We start from the raw sequence: 12,990 nt of genomic DNA on the forward strand, positions 1-12,990 counted from the left end.
ATCCGGGGGCGGACCAGCGGAGACGGGGGAGGCCGACCGGTGCCAGGCTTGCCCCCATGAGTACGGCCACCAGCACGTCCCCGTCCGGCCCGCCCGCGCGGGTACTCGTCGTCGACGACGACCCCACCGTCGCCGAGGTCGTCGCCGGCTACCTCCGCCGGGCCGGTCACGATGTCCACCACGCCGCCGACGGTCCGACCGCCCTGGAGGCCGCGCGGCGACTCGACCCGGACCTGGTCGTCCTCGATCTGATGCTGCCCGGCATCGACGGTCTGGAGGTGTGCCGGCGGCTGCGTGCCGACCGCGCCGTCCCGGTGATCATGCTGACCGCCCGCGGCGACGAGGACGACCGGATCGCCGGTCTGGAGCTCGGTGCGGACGACTACGTCACCAAACCCTTCAGTCCACGCGAGCTCGTCCTACGGGTGGAGTGCGTCCTGCGCCGGAGCCGGACCGCGGCGACGGAGACGTCGGGACCGCTGCAGCTGGCCGGGGCGGGCATCCAGCTCGATCCGCGGACGCGACGAGCCGCGAAGAACGGTCAGGAGCTCACGCTCACGCTGCGGGAGTTCGACCTCCTCGCGTACTTCCTCACCCGTCCCGGCCGGGCCCACGGGCGCGAGGAGCTGATGCGGGACGTGTGGGGGTGGGACTTCGGCGACCTGTCGACGGTCACCGTCCACGTCCGGCGCCTCCGCGCCAAGATCGAGGACGACCCGGCGGCTCCCCGGCTGATCCAGACGGTGTGGGGCGTCGGGTACCGCTTCGAGACGGCCGGAGAAGGGGTACAGCGGTGAAGGACGTCCTGCTGATCGCAGTGTACGCGTTCGGCGGCGCCGCCTGCGCGGGCCTGCTGGGCGCGGTCGCGCTGCGCCTGTTGCGGCACCGCTCGGTGGCCGTGTCGTTGGCCGTCGTCGCGGTGGTCACCGTCGGCGCCATGCTCTCCGGGACGCTCGCCGTCGCGCGGGCCATGTTCCTCTCCCCGCACGACCTGAACGTGGTCACCCTCGTGGCCGGGATGGCCGCGGTCGTCTCCCTGGCCACCGCCGTGCTCCTCGGGCGCTGGGTCGTGGCCCGCGGCCGCGACCTGGCCCGTGCGGCCCGGGACTTCGGCGCGGACGGCGGGTTCGCGCCGCCGCCCGGCCAGGCCACCGCGGAACTGGCCGCCGTCACCCGCGAGCTGGCCGCCACCAGCGCCCGGCTCGCCGCCTCCCGGGAACGCGAACGCGCCCTGGACGCCTCCCGCCGCGAACTCGTCGCGTGGATCTCCCACGACCTGCGGACCCCGCTCGCGGGGCTGCGGGCCATGGCAGAGGCGCTGGAGGACGGGGTCGCGGACGAACCCGCCCGCTACCACCGGCAGATCCGCACCGAGGTCGAGCGCCTCGGCACCATGGTCGGCGACCTCTTCGAGCTGTCCCGCATCCACGCGGGCGCCCTCGAACTGACGCCCAGCCGGGTCTCCCTCCGCGACCTGGCGGCGGACGCCCTCCTCGGGGCCGATCCGCTCGCCCGCGAGAGCGGCGTACGGCTGTGCGGCGACGGCCTCGTTCACGTACCGGTCGACGTGGACGGCAAGGAGATGACCCGCGTCCTGTCCAACCTCCTGGGCAACGCCATCCGGCACACCCCTTCCGACGGCACCGTCGCCGTACGGGTCGACCGGACCCCGTCGGCCGCGGTCCTGTCCGTCACCGACGGGTGCGGCGGCATCCCCGAGGAGGACCTGCGGAAGGTGTTCGACACCGGCTGGCGCGGCAACCCCGCCCGTACTCCCCCGGCCGGAGCGGGGCTGGGGCTGGCCATCGTCCGGGGCATCGTCGAGGCCCACGCGGGGCAGGCACGGGTGAGCAACGTGCCGGGCGGCTGCCGCTTCGAGGTCACCCTTCCAGTGGCCGACGCGGCCGGCTGACCCGGCGCGGGGCACGCCGTCCTGGCGCGCGCCCTTGCGGGCCGCGCCGTCTCGCAGGGCGCGCCTTCGCGGGGCACGCGCTGTCACTGGCGGCACCGTCGCGGGCCGGGCCGTCGCGGGCCGCACGGTGATCGCTGGGGAACGGGCTATCCGACCCCGGCCGAGGCCCGCTGTCCGGCGCGGGCGAACTGCGACATGCCCTCGTCGAACCCCGTCGCGGGACACCAGCCCAGATCTCGCCGCAGGCGCGACGAGTCCGCGGTGATATGCCGGACGTCGCCCAGCCGGAACTCCCCCGTGACCAGCGGCGCCGGGCCGCCGTGCGCCGCGGCGAGCGCGGCGGCCATCTCCCCCACGGTGTGCGGGTCGCCGCTCCCCACGTTGTAGGCGGTGTGGCCACCCTCCCCCACGGTGTCGAGGCCGATGAGGACGGCGACGTTCGCCCGCGCGACATCGCGGACGTGGACGAAGTCCCGTCGCTGCGCGCCGTCCTCGAACACCCGCGGGGCCTCTCCCCGGGCCAGCGCCGACCGGAAGTACGAGGCGACACCGGCGTACGGCGTGTCCCGGGGCATCCCCGGTCCGTACACGTTGTGGTAGCGCAGGGAGACGGCCCGACCGTCGACGGCGCGCGCCCAGGCCGCGGCCAGGTGCTCCTGCGCGAGTTTCGTCGTGGCGTACACGTTCCTCGGATCCACGGGCGCGTCCTCGCCCACCAGCCCGGGACGCAGATCGGCCCCGCAGTCCGGGCAGCACGGCTCGAAGCGGCCGGCCTCCAGATCGGCCACCGCCCGCGGACCCGGCCGCACGACGCCGTGCTCCCGGCAGGCGTACCGCCCCTCGCCGTACACGACCATCGAGCCCGCCTGCACCAACCGGTGGACCCCCGCCTCGGCCATCGCCGCCAGCAGTACGGCCGTGCCGAGGTCGTTGCAGGCGACGTACTCCGGCGCGTCCGCGAAGTCCTTCCCCAGACCGACCATCGCCGCCTGGTGGCACACGGCGTCCACGCCGCGCAGCACACGCCGTACGACGGACGCGTCCCTGACGTCGCCGCGGACGAACTCGGCGTCCGGCAGGTCGGGGGCTTGGGGGTGGGCGGCCGGCAACAGCGTGTCCAGCACGACCGGTTCGTGTCCCCCGGCCGTCAGTACGTCCACCACGTGCGAGCCGATGAACCCGGCTCCTCCTGTAACGAGTACGCGCATGCGGGGAACGCTACGGAAGGACGCCCCTCGGCGGTGGCTCCCGCACCGCGCCGTAAGAGTTCTGTCACTCCTCGCGGCCCTCCGTCCTCCCGCACCGCCCGACGTCGGGAAGCATCGCGCGAGCCCGCCCGGGCCGTCCGGCACCGCTCGCGAACGGCTCCCCCGCCTTCGGTCAGTACCGTCCCCGCGCGGACGGCGTGGGCGTGGTGCTCCGTCGGCGGAGCATGTGCACGGTCCCGTGTCCGCTCATCACGGTCGCCTCCGGGGCACCTTCGCACGGACGAGCGGGGGTCGAACCTCGGGCAGAATAGTCACTTCATGTGATCTTTTGTGGTGGGAGGAACGAACAGGTGACCGGCGCCGATTCGGAGTTCGCGGCACTGTTGCGGCGGTTGCGTCTGGAGGCCTCGCTCACGCTCGAGGCGCTTGCGGAGGCGTCGGGAGTGAGCGTCCGCGGGATCGGCGACCTGGAGAGGGGCCGGGTCGCCACTCCCCAGCGCAGGACCGTGGCAGCACTCGCCGACGGGCTGCAGTTGACCACGACCGAGCGGGAGCGGCTGCTCACCACCGCCCGGACCGGGCGCATGCCCCGCCCGCAGCCGACAGGCCTGCGTGCCTTCCCCCGCGGCATCGACGACTTCGTGGGGCGCGCGTCGGAACTGGCACGGCTGACGGCCTTGGCCGAGCAGGAGTCCCCGGGGATGCCGGTGGTCGTGGCCGTGTCCGGGCAGCCCGGCACGGGGAAGACCACGCTGGCTCTGCGTGCCGCCCAGGACCTGGCCCCGCGCTTCCCGGACGGGCAGTTGCTGTTCGACCTCCGGGGAACGGACGAGGATCCGCCGGACGCGGCGGAGCTCCTGCTGCGCGTGCTGAAGGCGCTCGGGGTGGCCGACCGCGACCTGGCCATGGCCGGCGCGCAGGGCCATCCGGAGCTGTGCCGGCGGGTGCTGGCCGAGCGGCGCTGTCTGCTGGTCCTGGACAACGTGCACGACGAGTCGCAGGTCCGTCCGCTGCTTCCGGGCTCGGGCGCGAGCATGGTGCTGGTGACGAGCCGGCGCATGCTCGCGGGACTGGAGAGCGTGCACCGCCTCGCTCTCGGCGAGCTGTCTTCGGCTGAGGCGGACACGCTGCTGACCACTCTGGTGGGACGGGAGCGCGCGGAGTCGGATCCGGGAGCCCTGGCCGAGGTGGCCCGGCACTGCGGAAACCTTCCGCTGGCCCTGCGAGTGGCCGGGAACTGGCTGGCCACGCGCACCGGATGGAGCGTGCGCCGCCTCGCCGACCGGCTGTCCATGGAGGAGCACCGCCTGGACACGCTGACGGCCGGCGACGTCCACGTGTCCACCGCCTTCCATCTGTCGTACCGCCAGCTCACCCCCACGGCGGCCCGCATGTTCCGGCTGCTGTCGCTCGTCGACGGCCCGGACGCGGGGGCCGCGGGGGCCGCGCAGCTGACCGGGCAGTCGCTGTTCGACGCCGAGGACACGCTGGAGGAGCTCGTCGAGACGGGTCTCCTGAACACGGACCGGGACCGCTATCGCTTCCACGATCTGCTGCGCCTGTACGCCCGCGGCCGTCTGCGGGCCGAGGAGTCCTCGGGCGTGGCGGAGGCAGCACGGTCCGCGCTGCACCGCTGGCTGCTGGAGAACACGGTGATGGCGGGCCGCTGGTACGAGCCCGACCACGGGGCTCCGCCCGCCACGTGGCGGGGGACGATCGACCTGTCCACGGCGGACAAGGCCCGCCACTGGCTCCAGGCCGAGGGTCCCAACTGGCTGGCCGCCCTGCGCGCGGCTGCCGCCGAGGGCGACCACGCGCGGGTCGTCGAGGTCGCCGAGGCCCTGCACTGGTTCTCCGACCAGTGGATCTTCTGGGGGCACTGGCCCGAGGTGTTCGCCACCGCGGCCCGCAGCGCCGAGGCCCTGGGCGACCCCCTCCTCCAGTCCACCCACCTCAACTACCACGCCTGGGCGCTGCTCGTCTGCGAAGGCCGGCACCAGGACAGTCTCGACCGCTCCGCGCAGGCGCTCTCGGCCGCGCAGCGCGCAGGCGACCTCCCGCAGCAGGGCTGGGCCCACAAGTACACCGCCTGGGCCTTCCGACTGCTCGGCGACTACGCGGAGGCGGCACGTCACAACCGGGAGGCGGCCGCGTTCTTCGAGACCGCCGGTGACCTCCACGGCGCTCTCCAGTGCCGGGTGGAACACGGGCAGATCCTCGTGGACGGAGGGCTGCACGAGGAGTCGATCAAGGAGATCCTGGACACCCTTGCGTTCCTGGACCACGCCGGTGAGCGGATCGAGCCCCACATCGCCGCGTTCACCCGGACCAATCTGCAGGTGACCATCGGTGGGGCCCACGCGAGCCTGGGGAACTGGTCCGACGCCGCGGATCACCTGCGTCGTGCCGTGGAACTCTGCCGCAGCAGCGGCAACACGGCCATGGAGAGCCGGGCCCTGGTCCACCTGGGGAACTGCCTGCTGAGCGCCGGCCACCGTGACGAGGCCCGCGACTCCTTCTCCCGGTGCCTCGCCCTCGGCACGACCGCCGATCCCACCCGCCTCACGGAGGCCCGCGAGCGCCTCGCCGAGTCGGAGGGGTGACGCGGTCCGTGCCCGGTCCCCCCGATGCGGAACGGGGCAGCCCCGGCGACCTGACGTGTGCCCCGCCGCGACGCCGTCCGCGGCGCGGCACGGGGTTCTCGACCGGTTGTGCGCTGACGTGCCAGCCCCTGTGCGCGGGAGGGCAACGCGACCGCTCCGGCCGCTCGTAGCTTGCGGGAGTGCCGCGTCGCGCCACGCGGCGGGCACGCTCCGACAGCTTCGAAAGGACCCCTCATGTTCGACATCGCCCAGGTGCAGGCCGCCCCGAGCGAGGACCTGCTCACGCCCGACAACGCGGTCATGCTCTTCGTGGACCACCAGCCGCAGATGTTCTTCGGCACCGGCAGCGGTGACCGGGCCTCGATCATCAACAGCACCGTCGGCCTCGCCAAGGCGGCCCGGGCGTTCGGCGTACCGGCCGTCCTGACCACGGTGGCCGCCGAGTCCTTCTCCGGTCCCCTGCTGCCCCAGCTCGCCGAGGTCTTCCCCGAGAACGAGATCATCGACCGCACCACCATGAACGCCTGGGAGGACGAGGCACTGGTGGCGGCGGTGAGGGCGACCGGGCGCAGGAAGATCGTCCTGTCGGGGCTGTGGACCGAGGTCTGCCTGGTGCTGCCCGCCCTCTCGGCCCTCGGCCAGGGATACGAGGTGTACGTCGTCGCCGACGCCTCCGGCGGCGTCACCCCGGCCGCCCACGAGCACGCGCTGCAGCGCATGACCGCCGCCGGCGCCGTCCCCGTGACCTGGGTGCAGGTCCTTCTCGAGCTGCAGCGCGACTGGGCACGCCAGGAGACGTACGGCGCGGTCATGGAGATCGTCAAGGCCCACGCGGGCGCGTACGGCCTGGGGGTCGTGTACGCGCAGGCCGTCATCGGCGCGCACGCGGCCGGCTGACCTCCGTGGACACCGGCATTCTGGTCCTGCGTCTGCTGGTGGGACTGCTCGTCGCCGGCCACGGTGTGCAGAAGGTCAGCTCGCACCTGGGAGGCGACGGACTCGACGGCGGCGCCGAGGAGTTCCGCGCGGACGGCTTCCGCGGCGGTGTCCTCACCGCCCTCGCGGCGGGCGGCGGCCAGATCGGCTCCGGCCTGCTGCTGGCCGCCGGTCTGCTCACGCCGCTCGCCGCGGCGGGAACCGTCGGGGTCATGACCGTGGCGCTCACCGTGAAGTGGCACAACGGCCTGTGGGTGCAGCACGACGGGTACGAGTACCCGCTCGTCCTCATCGGCACCGCCGCGGCGCTCGCCGCCCTGGGTCCCGGGGCATGGTCCCTCGACGCGGCCCTCGGCCTCACGCCGTACCCCCTGTGGTGGGCCGCCGTGGTGCTCGGGGCCGGTGTCGGATCCGGCCTGCTCGCGCGGCTCGTCCTGCACCGCCCCGCCGCCCCGGCGCCCGCCGAACGCTGACGGCCCGGCGCGGCCCCCCTCGGACCGGGGCCGGTCGCCCGCGTACCCCCGACCGGGCGGCCGTCCCCTTCCCTCTCCCCTCCTTCCGAAATCGGAGCACCCATGAACACCCTCACGACGACGCAGGCCGGTGGCGGTCAGCCGCTGCTGCATCAGAAGGGCGCAGAGATCCAGGCGTTCGGCACCCTCAAGCAGCTGCCGATCGGCCTCGGCCATGACACACGTATGTACGCCTGCCAGCGCCTCAACCGTGTTCTCGCCGACACCCAGATCCTCTTCTCCCTCTACAAGAAGCACCACTGGCTCATGCGCGGAGCGACCTTCTACTCGCTCCACCTGATGCTGGACAAGCACGCGGAGACCCAGCTGGCCATCGTGGACGCGCTGGCCGAGCGGGTGCAGAGCCTCGGAGGCGTGGCCGTCGGGGACCCGCGGCACGTCGCGGAACTGACGGCGATCCCCCGGCCGCCGGACGGCGTGGAACCGGTGCCGGTCATGCTGTCACGGCTGCTCGACGCGCACGAACGGATCCTGATCGACGCCCGGGACGCGGCTGCCAGGCTCTCCGGTGAGGGCGACGAGGGCAGCGCCGATCTGCTGGTCTCCGACGTGATCCGCACAGGCGAGGCGCAGGTCTGGTTCCTGGCCGAGCACCTGGTGGACACTCCGCTGGTACGCGGCTGACGGACGCGGACGAGGACGAGGCCGTCGTGCTCGGGGCCGGCGGGCGGCGATGCAGCCCGCCGCCGGAGCGGCCGCAGCAGCCAGGCGGGCCGGCGGCCGGGCCGGCACCATCGCCGTGCGGATGGCCGTCGGCGGAGTCGCCGGCCGCCGGGGTGACGGTGGGAGGAGATCGACCCGGACGAGACGGCTGCCCGCGGCATCTACGCGCCGGTCCACGCCCCCGAGGGCGGGGCCGGCGCGGTCGTCGTCGCGCCGGGAGACACCCGCGGCACGGTGCTCGCCCGGAGAAGCGGTTGCGGCGGCGAAGCAGTTCCTGAGCAGGAAGTCCGCGAACGAGGCCGGTGACTGACCCGGCGCTCGTGTGCACCCTCGCCGTCGTTCGACCCCGAGGTGATCCGTTCACGCGACGGGGTGGCACCCCGTAACCCGTGCCAGACCACGCATCTCAGCTCGTGGATCGAGCGCTGCCGATGGTCCGCCCCCGTACGACACGGGTCGTCCGGCGGCATGAGATCTTTGCCCATGTGGGGAACTTCGATGTGGAGTGGGCAGCCGCGCCTGACGCGGTGAGGCGCTGCTTGGCGTTGGCGTACGAGGCACTCGTCGCCGGCGGGCTGGCGGTGGGATCCGTACTCGCCGACTCCGTCGGCATGGTGCGGGCCGAAGGCCGTAACCAGGCCTATGACGACGCCCCCGGAGGCGGCCCGCTGCGGGGTACGCCGCTTGCGCACGCCGAGATGAACGCTCTGGCCGCGGCACGCACCGAGTGGGATCTCAGCGTCCTCACCTTGTGGAGCACGCAGGAGCCCTGCTCCATGTGCACGGCCGCCGCGGCCTTCACGGGCGTGGGGACGGTGCGCTACCTGGCGCCGGATCCATGGGCCCTGGCCAGCGGGAACGACGGTTCCTCGGGTGTGGCGGGCATGGAACGGCAGCCTTGGCTCGTGGCGGCCAACGTCATGTTCCTCCGCAGTGTGTCGGCGGCCGCACGGGGGTCGGAGGAGCCGGCAACCGTGGCTCGCTGCCGAGACGTGGAGCCCGAGACGGTCGCCGTGCATGACCTCCTGCCACCAGGTCTCCCTGCGGCGCGGAGTGCCGAAGCCTGGCTGGAGAGCCTGTGGCCCGCGATCGGTGACGCCGCGGCCGCCCGCCGGTCGCGGAGGGAAGGCTGAGGGCCCCGCTCGTATCTACCCGGCAGCCGACACCAGGTCGGCCTCCGGCCGTCCCCTGCCCCCGGCGCGCCATTCGCTGGGCGTCACCCCGTAGGCCGCGCGGAAGGCGCGGCTGAAGTGGGCCGGGCTGACGAAGCCCCATCTCTGGGCCACGGCGGACACCGTGGGAGCCGTTCTGCCGCGGCCCGCCAGTTCACGGCCGCATTCCTCCAGGCGGCGTTGCCTGATGAGCCGGCTGACCGTGATCCCCTCGGCCTCGAACAGCCGGTGCAGGTAGCGGACGGAGATCCCGTGCGCCGCGGCGAGGCCCTCCGGGCACAGGTCCGGGTCGACCAGGTTCCGGTCGACGTGTTCGCGGACCCGCTGCACCAGGTGGCCCGGTGTGTCCGCGTCCCCGGCGCCGGAGCGGGACGCCTGCTCGGCGATCAAGGTCTCGAAGAGTTCCACGACCATGCCCGCCAGCCGGTGCGCGACGGCCGGCGGGTGGCCGGCGGCCGAGGAGGCGAGGTTGGTCAGGAACGGGAGGAGTACCGCGCCGAAGCCGTCCCCGGTGCCGATGGTGCGACCCGTGGCCCGGCGGATCGCGGTGTCCTGGACACCCAGCGCACGGCGCGGAAGGTGGAAGACGCGGATGGCGAACTGCCGTGGGCAGTCGAAGGAGAAGGGCCGGGTCGTGTCGTACAGCACCAGGTCCCCCTCCCCCGTCTCGGCGGATCGGCCGTCCTGGCTGAAGGTGGCGGTGCCGGAGATCTGGACGGCGACCGCCACCCGTGCCTGCGGCGACCTGGCGATCAGCGCCTGCGTGCGGCGGATCCGCTGTGCGTCGGCCGCCACCGTGGAGACCTGGAGACATCCGAGGCGGTCGGTCGTGATCCGGCCGTCGAGCGGTCCGTCGCCCCGGGGCGAGACCTCGACCGGGACCAGCGTCCTGCTCACCGCGTCGTTCCAGTAGGCGGCCCTGTCCGGGGCCGGCACGGTTGCGGTCGTCACCAGCACGCTCACGTCATGTCCGTTCGAGGGAAGTCGTTCAGGGGAGTCGTCGAGGGAGGCCGGGGTCGGGGAACCAGGCGCCGAATCCGCCCGGAAGGCCGCAGTCCGCCGGTTCCCTCCCGTTCCTCACAGCCAAGCAGCGGCCCGAGCCCCTCTCCAGGCAGAACCGCAGGCAGAAGTGGGCGCGCCCGAACACTGCGCTCACGGACAAGACCCAGTGCGTGACGCGACAAGAGGCGCCCTCTCCCCGCTCGTAGCGTGACGGTCATCCGCACCGCACAGAGGCGCGGACCAGCCACGACACACCGAGGAGACACTCATGCCGTACATCACCGTGGGCCAGGAGAACACCGCCCCGATCGAGCTGTACTACGAGGACCAGGGCGCGGGGCGGCCCGTCGTCCTCATCCACGGCTTTCCTCTCAACGGCCACTCCTGGGAGCGGCAGACCGCGGCGCTGCTCGATGCCGGACACCGCGTGATCACGTACGACCGCCGCGGCTTCGGGCAGTCCTCCCAGCCGACCACCGGCTACGACTACGACACCTTCGCCGCCGACCTGAACACCGTGCTGGAGACCCTCGACCTGAACGACGCCGTTCTCGTCGGCTTCTCGATGGGCACGGGCGAGGTGGCCCGTTACGTCTCCACGTACGGCTCCGGTCGCGTCGCGAAGGTCGCCTTCCTGGCCTCCCTCGAGCCCTGCCTGCTCAAGAGCGACGACAACCCGGACGGTGTCGCCCCCCAGGAGTTCTTCGACGGGGTCGTCGCCTCCGTCAAGGCCGACCGCTACGCCTACTACACGGCCTTCTTCAACGACTTCTACAACCTCGACGAGAACCTGGGCACCCGCATCAGCGAGGAGGCCCTCCGCAACAGCTGGGACACCGCTGCCCGCGGCGGCTCCTTCGCCGCGTCCGCCGCGCCGGCGACCTGGTACACCGACTTCCGCGCCGACATCCCGGCGGTCGACGTGCCGGCCCTGATCCTGCACGGCACGGCCGACCGCATCCTGCCGGCCGACGGCACCGCGCGCCCCTTCCACAAGGCGCTCCCCTCGGCCGACTACGTCGAGATCGAGGGCGCCCCGCACGGTCTGCTGTGGACGCACGCCGAGGAGGTCAACAGCGCCCTCCTCGCCTTCCTGGCGAAGTGACGTCCCACCGCTGATCCGCCGGGGCGACGCGCGGGTTCCGCCGTCACCCCGGCCCCACGGTTCCCCGCGGGGGAACCGTACGAGTCCAGAGAGCGAACCACCCATGCAGTTCGGCATCTTCACCGTCGGGGACGTGACCCCCGACCCCACCACCGGGCGCACCCCGACCGAACGCGAGCGCATCAAGGCGATGATCGCCATCGCGGTCAAGGCCGAGGAGGTCGGCCTCGACGTCTTCGCGACCGGGGAGCACCACAACCCGCCCTTCGTCCCGTCGTCGCCGACCACCCTGCTCGGCTACATCGCCGCACGCACCGAGCGGCTGATCCTCTCCACCGCCACCACGCTGATCACCACCAACGACCCGGTGAAGATCGCCGAGGACTACGCGACGCTCCAGCACCTGGCCGACGGCCGGGTCGACCTCATGCTGGGACGCGGCAACACCGGCCCGGTCTACCCGTGGTTCGGGCAGGACGTCCGGCGGGGCATCGAGCTCGCCCAGGAGAACTACGCCCTGTTGCGCCGGCTGTGGCGCGAGGACGTCGTGGACTGGGAGGGCACCTTCCGTACGCCGCTCCAGGCCTTCACCTCGACACCGCGGCCGCTGGACGGCGTCCCGCCGTTCGTCTGGCACGGGTCCATCCGGTCCCCCGAGATCGCGGAGCAGGCCGCCTTCCACGGCGACGGCTTCTTCCACAACAACATCTTCTGGCCCGCCCACCACACCCGGCGCATGGTGCAGCTGTACCGCCGCCGGTTCGCCCACCACGGTCACGGCCGTCCGGAGGACGCCGTCGTCGGCCTCGGAGGACAGGCGTTCATGCGCAGGAACTCCCAGGACGCCGTGCGGGAGTTCCGCCCGTACTTCGACAACGCACCCGTCTACGGCCACGGGCCGTCCCTGGAGGACTTCACCGAGGAGACCCCGCTCACGGTGGGCTCACCCCAGCAGGTCGTCGAACGGACCCTGGCCTTCCGGGAGACCGTCGGCGACTACCAGCGGCAGCTCTTCCTGATGGACCACGCCGGGCTGCCCCTGAAGACCGTCCTGGAACAGCTCGACCTCCTCGGCGAGGAGGTCGTGCCGGTGCTGCGGAAGGAGTTCGCCAAGGGGCGCCCGGCCGGTGTGCCGGAGGCGCCCACGCACGCGTCCCTCCGCGCTCTCCGGGAGGTGCCCGCCGCGTGAAGCTGACCATCGTCTCCGCGGGACTGAGCACGCCCTCCTCCAGCCGGCTGCTCGCGGACCGGCTGGCGGAGGCCACCCGCGACGCGCTCGCCGGAAGGGGCCACGAGGCGACCACGGAGATCGTGGAGCTGCGCGAGCTGGCCGGTGACATCGCCCACCACCTCCTCACCGGCTTTCCCGCACCCCGGCTGGGTGCCGCGATCGACGCGACGACGGCGGCCGACGGCCTGATCGTGGTGACTCCCGTGTTCGCGGCCTCGTACAGCGGTCTCTTCAAGTCCTTCTTCGACGTGATCGATCCGGACGCCCTCACCGGGACGCCGGTCCTGACGGGAGCCACGGGCGGCACCGCCCGCCACTCCCTGGTCCTCGAACACGCCGTGCGGCCCCTCTTCTCCTACCTCCGCGCCGTCGTCGTCCCCACCGCCGTCTTCGCGGCCTCCGAGGACTGGGGCGCAGGCGGGACCGCGCACGACGACGGTCTGTCCGGCCGCGTCCGCCGGGCGGGCACCGAACTCGCCGCGCTCATGGCGGCCCGGCCGCCCCGGGACGAGCCCACGGACGACATCACCGCCTACGAGCAGCAGCTCGCCGACCTGCGCTTCGTCTGAAGCCCCCCACAAGCCCGAGCCGTGCGCGGCGGAGCGCCGCGCACACCCTTCAAGGA

12 protein-coding genes are annotated in these 12,990 nt (G+C 73.1%); 10 read left to right on the plus strand and 2 right to left on the minus strand.

What is annotated here, in order from left to right:
• Nucleotides 1–56: 56 nt before the first annotated feature.
• Complete coding sequence (locus tag ACF09E_RS33205) at nucleotides 57–797, plus strand: response regulator transcription factor (protein WP_392209649.1); 741 nt, start codon at nucleotides 57–59, stop codon at nucleotides 795–797.
• Nucleotides 794–1,912, plus strand: coding sequence for a sensor histidine kinase (locus ACF09E_RS33210; RefSeq protein WP_392209650.1), 1,119 nt, complete (start codon nucleotides 794–796; stop codon nucleotides 1,910–1,912). The genes ACF09E_RS33205 and ACF09E_RS33210 overlap by 4 nt, the downstream gene beginning before the upstream one ends.
• A 146-nt stretch (nucleotides 1,913–2,058) precedes the next feature.
• Here the strand turns inward: ACF09E_RS33210 and ACF09E_RS33215 are convergent, their stop codons facing one another.
• Entirely contained in the window at nucleotides 2,059–3,120 is a 1,062-nt protein-coding gene (locus ACF09E_RS33215; RefSeq protein ID WP_392209652.1) for an NAD-dependent epimerase/dehydratase family protein, read from the minus strand.
• Between the two features lie 350 nt (nucleotides 3,121–3,470).
• Between ACF09E_RS33215 and ACF09E_RS33220 the strand changes: the two genes are divergently transcribed.
• The 5 genes from ACF09E_RS33220 (at nucleotide 3,471) to ACF09E_RS33240 (ending at nucleotide 8,988) form a co-directional block, all read left to right on the plus strand.
• Entirely contained in the window at nucleotides 3,471–5,723 is a 2,253-nt protein-coding gene (locus tag ACF09E_RS33220; protein WP_392209654.1) for an ATP-binding protein, read from the plus strand.
• A gap of 234 nt (nucleotides 5,724–5,957) precedes the next feature.
• A complete protein-coding gene (locus ACF09E_RS33225; RefSeq protein WP_392209656.1) occupies nucleotides 5,958–6,620 on the plus strand; it encodes a hydrolase in 663 nt (220 codons plus the stop codon).
• Between the two features lie 5 nt (nucleotides 6,621–6,625).
• A complete protein-coding gene (locus ACF09E_RS33230) occupies nucleotides 6,626–7,132 on the plus strand; it encodes a DoxX family membrane protein (protein ID WP_392209658.1) in 507 nt (168 codons plus the stop codon).
• Between the two features lie 102 nt (nucleotides 7,133–7,234).
• Nucleotides 7,235–7,816, plus strand: coding sequence for a Dps family protein (locus ACF09E_RS33235; protein ID WP_392209660.1), 582 nt, complete (start codon nucleotides 7,235–7,237; stop codon nucleotides 7,814–7,816).
• Nucleotides 7,817–8,340: 524 nt separating this feature from the next.
• Nucleotides 8,341–8,988, plus strand: coding sequence for a nucleoside deaminase (locus ACF09E_RS33240; RefSeq protein ID WP_392209662.1), 648 nt, complete (start codon nucleotides 8,341–8,343; stop codon nucleotides 8,986–8,988).
• Between the two features lie 15 nt (nucleotides 8,989–9,003).
• Here the strand turns inward: ACF09E_RS33240 and ACF09E_RS33245 are convergent, their stop codons facing one another.
• Entirely contained in the window at nucleotides 9,004–9,990 is a 987-nt protein-coding gene (locus ACF09E_RS33245; RefSeq protein WP_392209664.1) for a helix-turn-helix domain-containing protein, read from the minus strand.
• Nucleotides 9,991–10,297: 307 nt separating this feature from the next.
• Here ACF09E_RS33245 and ACF09E_RS33250 point away from each other — a divergent pair, with 307 nt between their 5' ends.
• The 3 genes from ACF09E_RS33250 to ACF09E_RS33260 all read left to right on the plus strand — a co-directional run bounded on the left by ACF09E_RS33250 (nucleotide 10,298) and on the right by ACF09E_RS33260 (nucleotide 12,934).
• Complete coding sequence (locus tag ACF09E_RS33250; protein ID WP_392209666.1) at nucleotides 10,298–11,134, plus strand: alpha/beta fold hydrolase; 837 nt, start codon at nucleotides 10,298–10,300, stop codon at nucleotides 11,132–11,134.
• A gap of 103 nt (nucleotides 11,135–11,237) precedes the next feature.
• The gene (locus ACF09E_RS33255) at nucleotides 11,238–12,323 is read left to right on the plus strand and encodes an LLM class flavin-dependent oxidoreductase (protein WP_392209668.1); all 1,086 of its coding nucleotides are present in this window, start codon (nucleotides 11,238–11,240) and stop codon (nucleotides 12,321–12,323) included.
• Nucleotides 12,320–12,934, plus strand: a complete 615-nt coding sequence (locus ACF09E_RS33260) for an FMN reductase (RefSeq protein ID WP_392209670.1) — start codon at nucleotides 12,320–12,322, stop codon at nucleotides 12,932–12,934. The genes ACF09E_RS33255 and ACF09E_RS33260 overlap by 4 nt, the downstream gene beginning before the upstream one ends.
• Nucleotides 12,935–12,990: the final 56 nt, after the last annotated feature.

The organism is Streptomyces sp. NPDC014891 (genome assembly GCF_043081085.1).
Lineage (GTDB): Bacteria > Actinomycetota > Actinomycetes > Streptomycetales > Streptomycetaceae > Streptomyces.

Coding starts and splice junctions, on each gene's coding strand:
- ACF09E_RS33205 (WP_392209649.1), top strand. CDS start 57: ATGAGTACGGCCACCAGCACGTCCCCGTCCGGCCCGCCCGCGCGGGTA.
- ACF09E_RS33215 (WP_392209652.1), bottom strand. CDS start 3,120: ATGCGCGTACTCGTTACAGGAGGAGCCGGGTTCATCGGCTCGCACGTG.
- ACF09E_RS33225 (WP_392209656.1), top strand. CDS start 5,958: ATGTTCGACATCGCCCAGGTGCAGGCCGCCCCGAGCGAGGACCTGCTC.
- ACF09E_RS33235 (WP_392209660.1), top strand. CDS start 7,235: ATGAACACCCTCACGACGACGCAGGCCGGTGGCGGTCAGCCGCTGCTG.
- ACF09E_RS33250 (WP_392209666.1), top strand. CDS start 10,298: ATGCCGTACATCACCGTGGGCCAGGAGAACACCGCCCCGATCGAGCTG.
- ACF09E_RS33255 (WP_392209668.1), top strand. CDS start 11,238: ATGCAGTTCGGCATCTTCACCGTCGGGGACGTGACCCCCGACCCCACC.